This is a genomic window from Acinetobacter sp. WC-743 (genome assembly GCF_000335555.1).
In the GTDB taxonomy this organism is placed as follows: domain Bacteria; phylum Pseudomonadota; class Gammaproteobacteria; order Pseudomonadales; family Moraxellaceae; genus Acinetobacter; species Acinetobacter bereziniae.
Genome location: NZ_AMFQ01000044.1, coordinates 1 through 17,559, shown reverse-complemented (window position 1 = coordinate 17,559; position 17,559 = coordinate 1). Strand labels below are relative to the sequence as shown.

Sequence of the window (17,559 nt, the reverse complement as noted above, 5' to 3'; positions counted from 1 at the left end):
TTTATCTCTGAGTTGCGTCCACGTTTGAAGTTTGTTGGTGCTGATCTGAAACGATTTGAACCTCTTTTCCTTCTGATAGTCGATCAATCCCTTCTAAAACCACCTGCTCTTTTGCTGTTAAACCCTCTATCACTTCAATTTGACCGTTTGAAGTCATGCCCAGTTTTAACATGCGAATTTCAGCTTTATGTTGTGGATTAACAATATAAACATAGGTTCCTTTGGCGCCATGTTGCACAGCATCATTTGGAATTGTGATGGCATTCTGAATCGTCTGTGTATTCAAGCGAACATTGACAAATTGATTAGGAAATAAAGCATCGTCTTGATTGTTAAATACTGCTTTTAGCTTTAATGTTCCGGTACTGACATCAATCTGATTATCCAGTGATTGCACATGTCCCATCGCTAACTTATTTTGCTCGCTTTTGTCCCATGCACTCACTTCAATTTGCTGTCCTTTTTTCAAAGTATCACGTAGCCCCATCAAATAATTTTCGGCAACTGCAAATTGCACATAAATAGGATGGACTTGAGTAATTGTGACCAAGCCTGTTGTTTCATTGGCCTGAATCAAATTACCGGCATCTTTTTGTCTAAAGCCTACTCGCCCTGCAATCGGTGAATAAATTCGTGTATACGATAGCTGTAATTTGGCCGCATCAACTTGGGCTTTGTTCGATTGTATTTGCCCTTTAAGCTGATTCACCAACGCTTGTTGTTGTTCGACTTGCTGTTTGGCAATCGAGTCTTGCTTAAACAGTAATTGATAACGTTTTAACTCTGTTTCTGCATTTTGCAGTTGTGCCAAATTTTGCTGCTGGATGCCCTGCGCCTGTGCCAATGCAACTTGAAACGGTGCAGGATCTAATTGTGCAAGTAGCTCGCCTTTTTTAACCCATTGACCTTCTTTAAAATAAATTTGTTGTAGCACACCAGAAACTTGACTTTGAACATTGACTGTATGTGCAGGAATTACCGTTCCTATAGCTTTGATCTCAAGTTGTAAATTTTGCTGCTGTACGGATACTGTTCTTACAGGAACAGGTTTACTCCACTGACTGTATTCCTCTACAGGTTTAGACGTCGATTTTTTCCAATAAAAACCTGCTAGCGCCAAGCCAATGAGAATGATTAATCCAATTAAATATTTAAACTTCTGCTGAAGTGAACTCTTTTTGGGGCTTATATTGACTAATGGATTACTCATAAAAACTCTTATTCAGACAGTCGCAGAATTCGCGATATTTACAAAGATCAAACCAAATAAAGTGACAATTCACTAAAAATCAGTGCTCATTTCATCCATTCGCTTGATGAAACTTGATTTAAATCAGTTCAATACTACATGTTGCTTTTTGTAATGTTTATTATTGCATTTAATAATCATTATCACTATCATTATTTTCAATACTTGTATCTACACAGCAAAACTTTGTTCTGTTCGCTGATTCAACAGGCAACTTCAATGAATTTGAACGTAGAAAAACAGCAATGGTTCAACCATATTTATCAAGACTATCAAAGTAGCTTGGTTTTATGGTTTAAGCATAAGCTCCATAATCACCACTCTTCAGAAGACTTGAGTCAAGAAGTTTTTTATCGTGCATTAAAAAGCAACTATCGTTTTGAAGAAATCAAAGAACCCAAAGCATGGCTATTGGGCATAGCCAAACATGTCATCATTGATCATTGGCGACATCAGCAAATTGAACGAGGTTATTTAGAGACACTCCCCTCAATCACTCAAGATGATTATCCTTCGACTGAACATCAAATCTGCATGCGCGAAACTTTGAATCAGGTCCAACAAACCCTTGAAAACCTTCCCAATCGAGTTGCTCAGGTTTTTTTATTGTCTCAGTTAGAAGGAATGACTTATCGCACCATTGGTCAGCAACTCAATATTTCACAAGCCACAGTCAAAAGAGATATGAAGCAGGCATTCAGCGCTTGTTCTAAAACCTATAACAATACCTTGAACTAGATATATCGTGATCAGATTTAAATTTTCCTGATTATATAAAGGCTTTAAAAATTCAAACTCAAATTACTGATTTATATAAAATAACAAACATTTCTTTTTTAATATTTTTATTTCCAAATTGTCTAAAAGTAAAAAAGTTAGAAAAATTTGAGCTTTTTTTTCACATTAAACGACTAATAGATAAATATAACTCGTATGAGAATCTTATGAAGGAACATCAAGCTAAGCATGCTCTGACTGTGGCTATTCGAACTGTACTTTGGGGTGGATCTATTTTAGTCAATGGATCATTATTTGCAGCATCAGATAATACTGAGAACCTGCAACAAAATTCCGAACAACTCCCTACCATTACGGTCACTGCTGCCAACAGTGATACATTAACAACAGAAGAAACAGGTCTTTATACGGCGAAAGCAACCACTGCATCCACTGGATTAGCCCTCAGCTTAAAAGAAACACCGCAACTGGTGAGTGTGATTACTCGCCAGCAAATGGAAGATCAAAATCTCACCCAGTTAACAGATGTGGTCACTCAAGCTGCGGGTTTAACCATCAATCAAGGCGGAAATATCGGCTCCGATAACACACCAATTTATGCGCGTGGTCAAAGCGTAGACAATTACTTATTGGATGGTGTAAAACTCCTAAACTCTTATTCAAGTATCTTTCAAAGCCAAGATACTGCGCTTTTTGACCGTATTGAAATTGTACGTGGTGCTAATGGTTTAATGACTGGTGCCGGTTCAGCAAGTGCCAGTATCAACATGGTTAGGAAAAAACCATTACAGAATTTTAAAGCTTCAGTGAGTGCAAGTGCTGGCTCATGGGACACATATCGTACCGATATTGATGTTTCATCACCATTAAACCAATCTGAAAGTCTTCGTGGTCGTGCCGTATTGGCTTATCAAGATGGTGGCTCTTATATCGATCGTTATGCTGAAGAACGTAAAGTTGCTTATGGTGTACTTGAAGCTGATTTGACTGATCGAACCAAAGCAAGTTTCGGTATCAGCCACCAACAAATTGATATTACAGGCATCGCACGTGGAGGCTTACCTTCATACTATAAAGATGGATCACTGATCAATTGGTCACGTTCTGATTCAGCGGCAGCTGACTGGACCTATTCAGACCGTTCAACAACAGGTTATTTTGCAGATATTGAACATAAATTTAATGATAATTGGAAACTCAAGGGAACGATTTCTCGAACTGAAACCTCTTCTGATGAGGTAGTCGGCTATGCATATAGTTCAGGAATTGATAAACAAACAGGTGCTGGCGCATTAATTTATGCCACACGTTGGGATTATGAACCCACACAGAATCTATTTAATTTAACCTTAAATGGTTCCTTTAATCTGTTTAACCAAACTCATGATGTCGTCGTAGGGACAACCTATACAAAAAGTGATAGTCAACGTCCCACCTATTCTGGATGGAACAATGATATGACATGGATTGGCGATTTAGATAATATTTTCACTTGGGATGGGCATAATCCAACTCGCCCAGAGACTATGATTGATGGCTGGTACAAAACTGAAGACAGTAGCCGCTCTATATTTGGTGCTGTTCGATTAAAGCCTTCAGACAAAGCTGCGATTATCTTGGGGACACGTGTTGAAGATTGGAAACGTGTGACCAAAAATCATGACAATGCCACAAACACTACCAAAACAACACCTCATCAAGAAACTGGCGAAGTAATTCCTTATATTGGACTGACTTATGATTTGACTGAGCAATGGACCACTTATACAAGTTATACCAATATTTTTTCACCGCAAGATAAAAAGACCTTTAATGATGAATATTTAGACCCACTCGTTGGGAATAGCACAGAACTTGGGATCAAAGGTGAGTTTTTCGACAATCAATTAAATGTAGGAGCTGCGATTTATCAAACCAAAGAAGATAATTTTGCAGTAGCTGTTCCAGATCAACCTGATGGCTCTCATTTAGCAGCAGATGGCTCTAGAAGATATACAGCAGAATCAGGAACTAAAAGCCGTGGTTTTGAACTGGAAGCAACTGGAAAACTGACAGAGTTATGGCAAATTTCAGGAAGTTTTACCCGAAATTTATCAAAAAACAGTCAAGGAAAAAGTTTAAACACCAATATCCCCAACAATACAGCAAAAATATTTACCACTTACACCCTGCCTTATTTCGATAAAGCACTGACAGTAGGTGGCAGTCTACGTTGGCAAAGCGATATTTATTCGGATGTGACTCGCCCTGTAAACACACGCTTTACTCAAGACAGTTATACACTCGTTGACTTGATGGCACGTTATAAAATCAATGAAAATTTGTTGGTTAATCTCAATGTAAATAATCTATTCAATGAAAAATATCATTTGGCGACAACCAATAGTTATTATGGTGCACCCACAAACTTTAATGTAGGTGTTCGCTACAGTTGGTAATTCTGTTTTTAAATTTATGATTGATCCAAAGCTTAAATAAATTCAATCTAGTAATGTGTTTGAGCTTTAAAAATAAAACGATAAAGTGGTCGTGATGACCACTTTATGCTTATAAATTAACAGTCCTTTTAGTCAGTACTAAATTTGACTACCAGAAATACAATGAGTTTAATTTGCTCTAGACTAGACATCTGTCTGACTACTTTTGAAATGGCCATTTTAATTGCGCCAAATATTCATTTGGAATTGGGCTACGTACACCTACTTGGTCTGGTTTAATCTTTTGCTTTTCATAATAGAAGCTTCCAAAAATAATATCCCAGAAAATGAACACCTCACCAAAATTTTTCCGACCATGCCCATGTTTGTGATGAATACGATGTACTTCAGCAACAGCAAAAATATATTTTAAAGCGCCGACTCGATAGTCCACATTGGCATGTTGAAAAAATAAGTGTACCGCCATGTACATCATCCAACAGCCAATCAATATACTTGGAGCACCTAAGATTGCAAGAATCATAAGGCTTGGTCCTGCAAGTATTAAGGCACTCAATGGATGCCTTTTTTCAGCATTCAACCAGTATAGCCGACTAGAATGATGGTGAATTGCATGTAATTTCCATAGAAACTTATAACGATGACTGAAACGATGCATCAACCACAATCCAAAGTCGATCACCAAAGCCACGAGCATAAGTTGCCAAAACCATGACCATTGCTCTGGCCAGAGACGTGGGAAAAATCTAAATATGTCCAATATTTCAATTATTTTAGATACAGAAACAATCAAAATTAAATTAAAAATGGCATGCAAAATATCGGTCAATCCATCTTGATGTGACTCTAACCAATTCGGTTGATAGGGCGAATGATATTCAGCCAAAGCAATCATCAAACCACTCAGCACAATAAATAAGATCGAACTTGACCAATATGTAATCTGCCCCGATAGAATCAAAAACATGACCCAAACAGTCAAAGCCATCCAAACTGGGTAAAATAAATACCTGAATGACATCTTTAACAAGGTATTCAATTCATCACTCCTTTTCCGTTTAAAATGTCATTTCAGTATGTAGATTAGAAAGAGAAAAGAATTGAATGAAACAGCTAGATTACTATTCAAGTATAGGATCAGATGGTTGCCACATCGGAATCTGTTCGATCGATGGAATGAATTTTAACAGTGAAGGCTGAATACCAAACATCTGTTTGCACGTTCTACTAAAGTGAGCTTGATCAGAAAAATGAGAGTGATGGGATATTTCAGTTAAATTAGTTTGAGAATCAATTGATTGAAAGGTTTTTAACAGCCTCAACCATTTACGATAACTTCTATAAGAAATACCAAAGCTTTCACTAAACCAGTGACTAAAACGACTTTCTGAGAGATTAAATTGTTCAGCGATTTGTTTAAGGGTTAAGTCTTGCTGTTTACTCGAACTAAGAAAATTTGAAAGATGCTGTTCTCGTATCGTGGGTTGTTTAAAATGATTAATTCCACAGTAATTTAACAGCATTTGAAAAGCTTTGTCGTGATGACGCTGCTGGATAAAATATTTACGAAGTACAATCACCAAATCTTCAGGTAATACGGTCATTGTGGAGATGGGTTGTAAGTATTGATGGATAACCGATGCAAGAAAATGTGTTTGATCAATATAAATTGAACAATATGTTCCTGACTTTAAATGATGCAATGTATTTGCTGTAATATATACTCCACTGCTAAATATGCATTGTTCCTCACCACTGACCTGAATACATTCTCCTGCATTTTTTGCAAAACTTAATTGGTGTGCATGGTGTCGATGTAAATCGTTATCGCCAACATTCCCTTCAAAATACCCAATGCCATAGCCAATTGAGATTTTTCCCAGCCAGTATTTAGAAGATACGTCACTTTTTTTCACAAAAGTTATCGCCTTATTAAATTGATCATTTAAATTTATACAATAGCATTTTGACTACTTATTCATCCCTTTTAAGCACCTTTTTAACAACCACCGGTGGGTGGTTTTATTAATTCATTTCTAGAAAGAGTGTACTCAGCTTCACAATTCGATGTGTCGACTAGAACTTATAGGTTGCACCCACAAATATTTTTTGACGCTCAACCAAATAAACGTCTGAACCATTCGATAACTTCTTATCTAATAAGTTAGTAAAACCGCCACGAAGCGTTAATTTATCATTTACGCTATAATTACTGGCTAAATTTACAATGGTGTGTGGTTTTTGCATTGTCGGCTTTACTGTCTTATCACTTAAATATTGCTTACCTAAATATTGTGCAGACAATTCAACATTCAGTGGATCTGATGCTTGCCAATTCAATGCTGAGTTTATTGTTAATTTTGATGTATTGATTAGGGTTGCACCTGTGTCTTCATTTTTTGCTTTTAAGAAATAGGTGGCATTATTATTCCATTTTAAATTATCAAGAATTGGAAAATTTGCCACCATCTCGATACCACGTGTTACTGCGCTTTGTATGTTTTCATTACGCGTAAACCAAGTCCCGTTTTCATAGCCTAATGGCAAATAAGTAATTTTATTTTTAAAATCTGTATGGAAGAATGTCAACCCCAAGTCTGTTCCAAAGCCCGTATAGTTCACACCAATCTCATAGTTTGTACTTTCCTCAGGCTTAAGATTTGGATTACCTGTCATAAAACAACTACCACCTGTATAAACATGTGGATTATTCTTGCTATCATACCATGTTTTACCTCTCAGACCATTACAACCATTTCCACCTGATTGAGTTGCAGCACCTGGGGAAGACTCTTTTACTGTAGGTGCACGGAAACCTTTTGCTACGCCGCCTTTAATAACAAGGTCGTCAGTTGGACTATAAACTAAATATCCACGTGGACTATGATGAGTTCCATATTTATCATCATGATCTAAACGGTTACCGACAGTGAAAGTCAAATTGTCTAGCAGTGAAATATTATCTTCAAAAAATAATGCCCAGTTCTTATTTTCTACTTTTGGATCCGTGTAGCTTTTACCATCCCAACTTCCACCCGGTAATGTTCCTATGGTATCTGAATTGGTTAATTCTTGTCGTTTCCATTGCCCCCCAACAGTTAAAGCCTGCTTAAACACCGCTTCAAATGGCATGGTTAAACTACCTTCAACAATCATTTCGTTTGATTTAGTCGTAAGTTCACCTACACTCGAATCATAATCATTGTAATAGGCACTTAATTTAGATTGACCAATCGCCCAGTCACCCTGATGCGAAATGCTGAATGTATTGTGTTCTAATTCTGCAGCACCCCAACTTGTGGTTTGTTCAGCTCCCGTAGTTTGATTAATTTGCGAACCTTTCTCATTCTTTTGAATGCTATGCCCTGCTTCAAAACTGAATGACTGTTTGTCTGTTGGTTGGTAGTGCAACATTGCATTATAGTTTTGATCTTTAGAACCTGTTGTACCATCACCCGCTTTATATTTTTTATCTGCTTCTCTTTCAGTCATTCCTGCGGTTAGTCGTAACCCCAGTGTATCCGTCAATGGACCAGCGGCCATCACGCCTGTTTGTAAAGTCGTACCTAAATCTGAAGACGTTGTAGGTTGAGTATAATTTAGTGTGACATTGCCACCCCAAACACTTGGGATTTTTTTGGTGATGATATTAATGACACCACCCATTGCATCTGATCCATACAATGAAGACATTGGTCCTCGTACAACTTCAATTCTTTCAATCATATCTGGAGTTATCCAGTTTAAATCCTGACGTCCTAAATCTGGACGATAACTGACATCACGGGAAGAACCGATACGTTTACCATCCACGAGAATCAGTGTGTAATTGTCAGGTAAACCGCGTAGTTTAATTTTAGAGCCTTCTTTGGTAGGACTAATTCCACCAGTAACCCCAGGTACTTTACTTAATAACTCGCCAAGACTACCCACCGGTTGTTTTTCTATATCTTCACTGGTAATCACACTAATACTGGCTGGTGCTTCTTTAACATCGACCGCCTGACTACTTGCTGTAACGACGATCGTTTTAAGCTTGGAAGAGTCTTCTGAAGTCTCGTTTGCATATGTTGAAATTGACATTGCTGAGAGTATGGAGAGAGATAGTGCTTGAAGTATTAATTGTTTATTCATGTTAATACGCAACTCAAATTACGGAGGGATTGTGTAAGAATTGTTGCACATTGTATTTTACCAAATATTCAAATGCAATTAATAATGCAAATAATTATCATTTAAATTATCATATTTTATTTACTGTAAAAATTATTCCATATGTTTGTACTTTCCTAAATTTAGCTAAGATGTTAAGGCGTTTATATTTTTAAGGGATTTATACGGTAGTGAACGTGATATGTCTATCCCCTTATCAGCTCGTAGTTTTTTAAGCTACCTATACGGTAGTGAACTTCATTCATTGTTATTCCCCTAAAAATAATATTTTCTAAGCTGCCTATGTGGCAGTGAACTTCCATTGCACTAGCCAAAGCTGCTTTTGCAATTGCTAAGCTACCTATGCGGTAGTGAACTGAGTAATATTTGCTCAATATCATGACGTATATTCCTAAGCTGCCTATACGGCAGTGAGCAATTATCAGAACAAGGTGTTCAAAATCATACTTTTCTAAGCTACCTATGCGGTAATGAACGTGGAAATAGTGATGAATCACAAGCTGTACAATTTCTAAGCTACCTATGCGGTAATGAACCGACCAAAACGGCGACATTAAATTTTGAAAATTTTCTAAGCTACCTATGCGGTAATGAACATGGGCTTTTGCGTTGCTTATTATTATAACAATTTCTAAGCTACCTATGCGGTAATGAACCATATCCGCTTCAATTACTCAGTCATATTATTTTTCTAAGCTACCTATGCGGTAATGAACGCGGCTAAAGCAGATGTGCAACTGCAAGTTTTTTTCTAAGCTACCTATGCGGTAATGAACAATTAGACCCAGAGCAAATAGATTTAGGTGTTTTTCTAAGCTACCTATGCGGTAATGAACGGTGAAGCCCCTCAGACATATGCACGGATGAATTTCTAAGCTACCTATGCGGTAATGAACCGATTGAGCAGAGCAGAACAAGATTTGAGAAATTTCTAAGCTACCTATGCGGTAATGAACGTTTCATTCTTGAATCAAATTCTGATTAGATTTTTCTAAGCTACCTATGCGGTAATGAACTTATTAAAATGCCGTTTTCCCGACCAGAAAATTTTCTAAGCTACCTATGCGGTAATGAACCCTGCTTTGAACATGTATACATATTACATTCATTTCTAAGCTACCTATGCGGTAATGAACCGAATCCATGCAACTTTTGTTGATCGTTGAATTTTCTAAGCTACCTATGCGGTAATGAACGTAAAACTTGGTCCTTCTGCACTTACTTGGGTTTTTCTAAGCTACCTATGCGGTAATGAACATCAGCCAGCAGAACCAAAATCACTTTATAAATTTCTAAGCTACCTATGCGGTAATGAACTTGTCATGAAACGAACAGTTTTGGAGCTACAATTTCTAAGCTACCTATGCGGTAATGAACCTAAGACAGCCACCCCCGATTTTTCTAAGTCTTTTCTAAGCTACCTATGCGGTAATGAACGTTTTAATTGACGTTTGTTAAATGTAGAGACTTTTCTAAGCTACCTATGCGGTAATGAACACACTGTCTTTTTTCTCTTATCAAATTTTTAATTTCTAAGCTACCTATGCGGTAATGAACATGATCAAGAGCTTTCATAGAATGACCCTCAATTTCTAAGCTACCTATGCGGTAATGAACTTTTTAAATTCAGGGGAACAGCATGTCAAATCTTTCTAAGCTACCTATGCGGTAATGAACCGCAAGATTTTTTTAAAAAAAGTCATGATATCTTTCTAAGCTACCTATGCGGTAATGAACCTTGAGCAACTCGCAATAACCAAGCAACAAATTTTCTAAGCTACCTATGCGGTAATGAACTTGCACTAGTCCATAAATTGCGTAAAAAGTAATTTCTAAGCTACCTATGCGGTAATGAACAAGAATCACAGCGTGAAAAAGAACGTAACTTCTTTTCTAAGCTACCTATGCGGTAATGAACTATAATTTTAGATTAAAAAATAAAGTGATAACAGTAAGTTAAACCTAAAAATCATCAAATGACCCAAGTTTTTACTTACTGTTATAACTTATTGATTTTATTAAGTTGTTAAAGAGTGGAAAAATATTGGGTTAAAATTCGGGGACTGTTGCTGTTCTACTGAGACCATATGTTCCAAATTTTCCATCATTTGCTTCTTCAGCAACAGATTTCCCAATATATAACCGATAATATCGATCTATATTTTGTTCACGTTTAGTACTTAAACTTTTTAAACTGACATAGGGAACAATTTCAGGTTGTTCACTATATTGCTTAAAATGTTGTTGAGCTTCATCAAAAGAAATGCTTCGTCGTTGAGCCTGATGAGCAATACGTTCCTCCAAAGTCATTTTTGGATTAATTCGGAAATAATGGGCATATCCAGTGATTTTTGTTTTTGGAACTTCTCGTGGTTGAGTGATATGAACATAGTCTACCAATCTTTCTAGCCACTTTGATAAATTGAGCTTTTGTAATTCAGATTCAGAAGGAGCAAAAACTCGCACTTTTGAACCCAAAAATCCTATGTTTTTTTGCTGATGAATACGATATTGAGGAAAAGATATACCAAAAATTATCTTTCCTCGTGTATCGATCTGTTCAGCAAAAGCAATATGGAGTTGGGTATAAAGTTTTGACCAAACTTCAAACCATGAAAAATCAATGCTTTCAATAAGGGTTATTTCTATATAATATTTCACTACTCCCCCTATCTATCGTATATCTCTGACATAAGCCAAACCTTTTTTACCAAGATAAAATGTGGAAACTCCAGCATTTTCAATTTTTTCCTTTATATCTCGTGCACGCTCTTTAGAAATATCAAGATGTATTTCTAATTGTCCACTTGCTTTCGTTAGAATTGAAGATACCTCTCCTTCCCCTTTTTTCTTTTCTTTTCTTAAATAAGGATTACCCCAAATTAACTTTTTATTTCCTGTTGTGTAACGATCCATAAAGTCTTTTTTAGTAAAACCTCTTTTTGATATACCACTTAAACCACCACTTTTGGTTAAAGTGGCTGAAAAATCAAATTTATCTTTAAGACGATCAATCTGTAAATATAGAGCAGAAGTATATAAACTAACTAAAGGTAACTGATTTTTTGCTGTTAAATATTGAATATCAGGAAAGACTTTTGACAAAACATCTAAAGCACTTTGAACTTTGCCATCTACTTCAATCGGTTTTTCTGAACTTAAAAATTCAATTTGATCACAGACCACAATTGGATCTAAACACTTCTGCAAACTCACAGAAAAAGAATTATCCAAGATAAATTCAATAACTTCTTCTAAACTTAACCATAATACCCCCCAAAGACTTAACGAAAATGGAGACTTAAATGCTGGATCATTTGCTTTAATAAGACCAGTAAATGAATTTTGATCTGTACTCCCAGTAACATTACGGATGTAAACCATCTCATTGGTAATTAATGGTTTATCTATAATATCGTTATCTTTTAATACTTCTTCAATATCAGCAAAATAGTAATTTGATCGTTGTCGTGCTTGATAAAGTTTTGCTTGGTCGCCAATCAAGCGATTTAAAACCCCCATAACAGTATCTTTAGTTACACTACGCTGAATGAAATTCCCATCTTTCTTTAAAGTAGTCATAGAACCGATAAAGTTACGCCCACCTGTGGGCAACTTTTCATTATTTGAACCATCTAAAAACGAATTTCGCCAAGAGGATTCATATTCAATAATAATTTTCATATTCATCTCTATTTCGCATAAAAATAAACTGCGTATTCAGAATTTGGCTGTAGGCTTGCCTGTTCTGGACTGCGTTTAATACGCATCATTTTATTGCTATCGTTATAGTCAACTTCAATTTCATCAACGTACATGTATCCTTTAGCTTGCTTAATACTAAGCTCTTTGATCATTGTTAATGTTTCTTTAACTAAAATGTCAATTGCGGTATTGTCTAGTAGGACTCCTGCCTCACCTTCTTCAAAAATTGTGCCATTACGTACATAATTTTGATGAAAAACTGCTTTTGGATCTCGACTAGGATCTAGTGATTGAATAAATTTTTGCACTGCTTGAGCAATTTCTTCACCTTCACCATCTTTTACAATCATTGCTGCACGATCAAATTTTTTATCTAGAGAGATAAATTCTAATTGCTCAATACTAATTGAACCGTAAGCTGTATATTCAGTATCACCAAAAGTTGTTTTTGAAAAAAATGAATTACTCGATTCTTCTCCTTTTTTATTAAGTTCTTTTTCTTTAGAGCCAGAACGTCCCATTTGTTCAAAATTACCATTACCCAAATGATCAACAAAATCCTCAAGTAAAAGTGGACTAGTTCGTTTACATTGGCTAGATGGCACTACATAACCTCGAATTAAACCTGTAATAGATGTCAGAACATCGACTAAATTTTTATCTTTTGCATAATGTAAATCAAAAGCTTGATCTCGGAAAAGATGGTGACGAATACAGTTTTGGCTTATATAAAGCGGTGTTTCTTTAAAATTAAGTTCTGAAGGGTCTTTTTTTAACTTATACCCTTTATCACTTTCTTTACCAGTTAAATTTGAATAACCACGAAGTTTTGGTAATGTATGATTGTCTACAATACGCCCCTCACTTTGTAATGTAGTTGGACCATTCCAGTTGACAACTCCATAACCATAAGCTGTAATTTTAAAATCTACACTTTTTATACCTGTAACTTTTGACATTATTAAGTCCTCTTTAGTTTACGTTATTTAACTCTTTAATTAATTGGATTGAAATTGCCCCAATAGGTTGCTGATCACATACAGCATAATAAATTGCTTCACTATGTCGAATACCAGCACCACCGACTTTATTTAGATCATCTTCAATATAACTCAAATATAACGGATATTCAGCGTCTCGCGCATAATTCTCTAATACCATATTTCTAAATGTCATTTTCTTTTCTGGTATCCCTTTAACTGGATGCGTTGGATCAATATTCCCATGCTTTTGAGCAATAAAGTTTAGTAATCCCAAATCTTTAATCAAAGATGTTGATTCAGTTAAATTATCAAATTCCTCTGTTTCAATCACAGGCAGTTGATATGCATATTCATTCTTAAAAATTGGGTTTTTATAATTATTTACATCTAGTACCGCCATTTGTACAAATCGATTATCACCCCGTAAAGAGTTCTTGCTGATTTTTATTTTTTTATCATCAGATTTAACTTTTAAAACCTTAACAGGTTCAGTTACTTTTGCATTCAGTAACATAATACTACTTTTTAGTGCTGCTTTTAAATCTTGCTGAATTTCTTTTTTTACATGTACAGAATTATAAAAATCTTTATATATTTTATAAATTTCAGCTAACTTAAATGGCTTATTTCCAAGATATTCATTCAGATACAAATACCAAGCTTTTGCTGACTGTAACCCGTGAAGTCTTGCAAGGAATTTTGCAGATGATCCTACTTGCTTACCTTGTTTAATATGGTCAGTAACCGCAATATTTAAAGTATTGATTTGTGAATTTTGACCGAATCGATCTAATCTACCCAAACGTTGCAAAATATTTTCAGGGCTACTCATTTCGACCAACATATGATCACAACTAATATTTAATGATGCTTGAACAATTGGACCACTCCGTAAAATATCATACTGATTTGAACCATCTTTTTTAAATGATTCATAGACTTCATTAAACCATTTTTTCTTATCACTTCTTTTATATTTAGAATGAAAAAGAATACTTTTTTCTTGATCTTTTTTATATAAAAATCCTAGCTGTGCGGTTTTTGCAGTATTACTGATAATAAACGTTTTGTTATCATAAGCCTGATAAAAAGGGTTCTTTTCAGATATTGTTTCATCATAATCAATAAATTGAATTTCATATAAACTTTGATTAAATGAAGGCATTTCCACCACATCTTCATTAGCATCCAAATTTAATATTTCTTTTAAAAAACTATAATGAGGAGTAGCTGAAACTAATAATAATCTCTTATCATAGTTTTTTCGCATTTTTTTAACAAAAACCAATTCTGCAAATAGTAAGTTAAAAATTTCCATATCAATATATTCATGATATTCATCAAAAATTACATGAGCATCAACAAAAGGTATTAAACCATTTACATTGGTATGCGTAGTAACTGAGCCTAATATTTGGTCAATAGTAGTAACAACAACATCTCCTGAAAAATAATTTTTTTCTTTAGTTGGTTTATCCCAAGAATTAGTAAATTTAAATTCACCTGTAAATATCTCTATATTGGCATCTGGTAAATAAGTGCTGATGAGTTCCTCGAAAATTCCTTGACAGACCTGAACACGAGGACAAACCCAAAATATTTTTTTTGCATTTTTGTATTTTGCCCATTCCAATGCAATTTTAGTTTTGCCACAACCTGCTGCACCTGATAAAACAGCAATATCACTTAGATCAGCTAATTGTTCCGCAACTTCAGATTGCTTTTTTGTTCGCGCACTCTTTGGAAATCGACTTAATGCATTTTCAATATGGGAAACTAAACTTGAAAGACTCTCTTGATTATCCAATAATTCATCTAAGCGGTGTTCCTGAATACGCTCACATAATTCTACTGCCGTTAAACTTGAAATCAAACGATCTGCACTAATCACACATGCTCTTAATAAATTGTGTTGCGCATTAATATTAATTTTTTGTCTAAGTGCTGGAAACTCGTCTGTTACTTTATAATCTTTAAATTCTGGGAAAACTGTATTTTTGAAATTATAAGAAAAATCCTCAACTAAATCATTTATACTTTCAATCCCCCAAGGTAGGTCGATTTGAATATTTTGACTTTTATCTGAATAGTGCTGTGAAAGAGCGTGAATCCGATTTAATAGCTTTAAAACTTCTTTCACGATCTCTTCAAATTGTTCTTGTGATACGTTCTTATTCAAGTATTCATATGCATTAAAAACCCCTATAAAATTTTCTTCTTTTCTATATGGTTTTGCATGATGCCAATAAATTACATGTTGTAAAGCAATTTTTTGCGATCTATTTAAAGTATTACACTGATTTTCAAAAATATTAAAGAGCATTAATGAAATTTCATTATGTCTTGGATGTTTATCAAAAGTAAATTTAACATCAATATGTTGACCATCTTCCTGTGGATTTTTTTGCTTACCTTTTTTAACCCAATCTTGAAATAGTGGGTCTAATTTCCCTAAATCATGTAAACAGCCAGCTAAAAAAGCAACTTTCTCTAGATTTACATGTTCATCGTTTCCCACCACTCTTTTAAATAATTGATGTGCTATATACCCCACAGCAAACAAATGCTCAGCGAGTGGTTGTAAATGAGTGTTGGCATAGAACTCATCTTTTTTTGGCTTCATCGTCATTACATCCATAAAAACATCTTTTTGTGTAGTATTCACTGGAACAACTCCATCTTTATTAAATTTGTTCTTATTCCCTACAACCCAAACCAATTCCGTGTATCTCCGTGTCGCAATTCGATGACAAGCCACAGCTGTACTTTTACTTACTGTTTTTAAAAGCATACGCTTAACTGCCAACAAACCATCTTCAGTAATCACCGTTTGCCAAGTGTTATCACCAATTCGATTAGCAAAGGCATCCAAAACACGGCGAGTTCGATGAATGGCTTTCTTTTCGCATTGGGAAATAAAGGTTACGATCATTGCGCTGACTCACCGTTATCAAAAGTCTTACATGCTTGTAATTTGACCTGTTCAAACATCTGATCTAAACACTTATATTCCGTAAATTTCTGTAGAAGTTGTTGTCTAAACTCCTGCTCAGTCATACCTTCTTTGGCACAAATAAAAGCCCACGGTAAAACAACAGCATCTTTAATCAAATCTGCAACATCGAACACCAATGCACCACGTCTGGTTTTACCATGCATGACCGCAAAAGAATGGCTGATTCCTAATACCCAAAGTGTTGTAGCACTTAATCCATAAGCCAAATAATTACCATGATTTAAAAAATCATTGGCTAAGTCACCTTGTTCAGGGTTACGTTCAAACTTCATTTTGCAACGAGTCGCTGCAATTTTATAAAGTTGCTTGGTCGTTTGAGCCTCCGCAAGAAGCAAGTCTCCAACCTTAGAGATATTGGGAATTTTCTTTTCAAAGCTATTCAATGCTTGTTGAATATCTAAATCATCTAAATAAAAACCTTCTGCATGTAAATCTCTATCTTTCGCCCAAATTTTGCGAATAAACTCAATACGCGCAAATTGAAATTGCTTTGCCACCTCAAGACGTTTCTTGTCATCAAACCAAAAACTCATCCATCCTTGCATGTATTCCGTTGGTCGATATTCACTTTGAGGCGTCAGCCATTCAACTTCGCTTCCTGAAAATAATGGTGTACCGCCTCCGCCACAAAAGCCAACCAATACTCCAGCACTACATAACATACGCATAGCAGCCTGTGTGATAGATGTACCCGTTCCCAATAACATAACCGTCGTATTCGCAATTGGAATATTCCAATATTGATTTTCATTTTTAGCTTCAGTGAGATACAGAACTCGTCCATCTTTTTGCATCACTCGACAATATTCTAAGTAATACAAATTCGCTCTTTTTGAATGGAGAATCGCTTTTAAATCTGATGGATTAAGTTGTTCCATTTTTTACTCTAGTTTTTATATCTTTAATCTGAATGACCAATATTAGTCACTTCACGTTCAAAGTAAACGTATAAAACTTTTTAAACGTCATTGCTTGTCGTATGGATACTTCATCCATTTAAACAATATATTCAAAGTCTTATCTTTAACATGATTATTTTATGCAACTTCCAATCATATTTGAGATCACTTTAAAGTTGATCATTAAATACGAGAGCAGGAGACTTTCGCCTCCTGCTCTCTCCCCATTAAAAAGTTTTTCTGATACTCAACCAATACTGTTGATTATCTCGATCCTTGAGTTGTTCAGGTGTGCTTCCTATTGGAAATGCAACTTCGGCATTGGCTTGGATATTCCATAAACTGCTCCAGTTTAAGC

Annotated in this window: 11 protein-coding genes and 1 CRISPR repeat array; of the genes, 2 read left to right on the top strand and 9 right to left on the bottom strand. The window is 35.3% G+C overall.

Annotated elements, in window-relative coordinates:
* Position 1: 1 nt before the first annotated feature.
* Positions 2–1,210, bottom strand: a complete 1,209-nt coding sequence (locus ACINWC743_RS06485) for an efflux RND transporter periplasmic adaptor subunit (protein ID WP_009584828.1) — start codon at positions 1,208–1,210, stop codon at positions 2–4.
* Positions 1,211–1,468: 258 nt separating this feature from the next.
* Here ACINWC743_RS06485 and ACINWC743_RS06480 point away from each other — a divergent pair, with 258 nt between their 5' ends.
* Together ACINWC743_RS06480 and ACINWC743_RS06475 are read left to right on the top strand one after the other, a co-directional pair.
* On the top strand, positions 1,469–1,987 hold the full coding sequence (locus ACINWC743_RS06480; RefSeq protein WP_035300511.1) for an RNA polymerase sigma factor: 519 nt from the start codon (positions 1,469–1,471) through the stop codon (positions 1,985–1,987).
* A gap of 206 nt (positions 1,988–2,193) precedes the next feature.
* Positions 2,194–4,425 (top strand): TonB-dependent siderophore receptor, encoded by a 2,232-nt coding sequence (locus tag ACINWC743_RS06475; RefSeq protein ID WP_009584822.1) that lies wholly within the window; start codon positions 2,194–2,196, stop codon positions 4,423–4,425.
* A 199-nt stretch (positions 4,426–4,624) separates the two neighbouring features.
* On the opposite strand, the gene ACINWC743_RS06470 is transcribed toward ACINWC743_RS06475, so the two are convergent.
* The 8 genes from ACINWC743_RS06470 to cas1f all read right to left on the bottom strand — a co-directional run bounded on the left by ACINWC743_RS06470 (position 4,625) and on the right by cas1f (position 17,180).
* On the bottom strand, positions 4,625–5,464 hold the full coding sequence (locus tag ACINWC743_RS06470) for a sterol desaturase family protein (RefSeq protein WP_035300498.1): 840 nt from the start codon (positions 5,462–5,464) through the stop codon (positions 4,625–4,627).
* An 82-nt stretch (positions 5,465–5,546) separates the two neighbouring features.
* Positions 5,547–6,341: a helix-turn-helix transcriptional regulator gene (locus ACINWC743_RS06465; RefSeq protein WP_009584813.1), complete on the bottom strand. Its 795-nt coding sequence runs from the start codon at positions 6,339–6,341 to the stop codon at positions 5,547–5,549.
* 160 nt (positions 6,342–6,501) lie between these two features.
* A complete protein-coding gene (locus tag ACINWC743_RS06460; protein WP_009584808.1) occupies positions 6,502–8,559 on the bottom strand; it encodes a TonB-dependent receptor domain-containing protein in 2,058 nt (685 codons plus the stop codon).
* Between the two features lie 486 nt (positions 8,560–9,045).
* Positions 9,046–10,516: direct repeats of the CRISPR family, unit length 28 nt; unit sequence TTTCTAAGCTACCTATGCGGTAATGAAC.
* 131 nt (positions 10,517–10,647) lie between these two features.
* Complete coding sequence (gene cas6f, locus ACINWC743_RS06455; protein ID WP_009584811.1) at positions 10,648–11,259, bottom strand: type I-F CRISPR-associated endoribonuclease Cas6/Csy4; 612 nt, start codon at positions 11,257–11,259, stop codon at positions 10,648–10,650.
* Positions 11,260–11,271: 12 nt separating this feature from the next.
* Positions 11,272–12,282 carry a type I-Fv CRISPR-associated protein Cas5fv gene (gene cas5fv, locus ACINWC743_RS06450; RefSeq protein ID WP_035300509.1) on the bottom strand — a complete coding sequence of 337 codons (1,011 nt, stop codon included), beginning with the start codon at positions 12,280–12,282 and terminating at the stop codon, positions 11,272–11,274.
* An 8-nt stretch (positions 12,283–12,290) separates the two neighbouring features.
* Positions 12,291–13,262, bottom strand: a complete 972-nt coding sequence (gene cas7fv, locus ACINWC743_RS06445) for a type I-Fv CRISPR-associated protein Cas7fv (protein WP_009584821.1) — start codon at positions 13,260–13,262, stop codon at positions 12,291–12,293.
* Positions 13,263–13,275: 13 nt separating this feature from the next.
* A complete protein-coding gene (locus tag ACINWC743_RS06440; RefSeq protein WP_009584814.1) occupies positions 13,276–16,218 on the bottom strand; it encodes a CRISPR-associated endonuclease Cas3'' in 2,943 nt (980 codons plus the stop codon).
* Entirely contained in the window at positions 16,215–17,180 is a 966-nt protein-coding gene (cas1f, locus tag ACINWC743_RS06435; protein WP_009584826.1) for a type I-F CRISPR-associated endonuclease Cas1f, read from the bottom strand. Before cas1f ends, ACINWC743_RS06440 begins: the two co-directional genes overlap by 4 nt.
* Between the last annotated feature and the right edge of the window lie 379 nt (positions 17,181–17,559).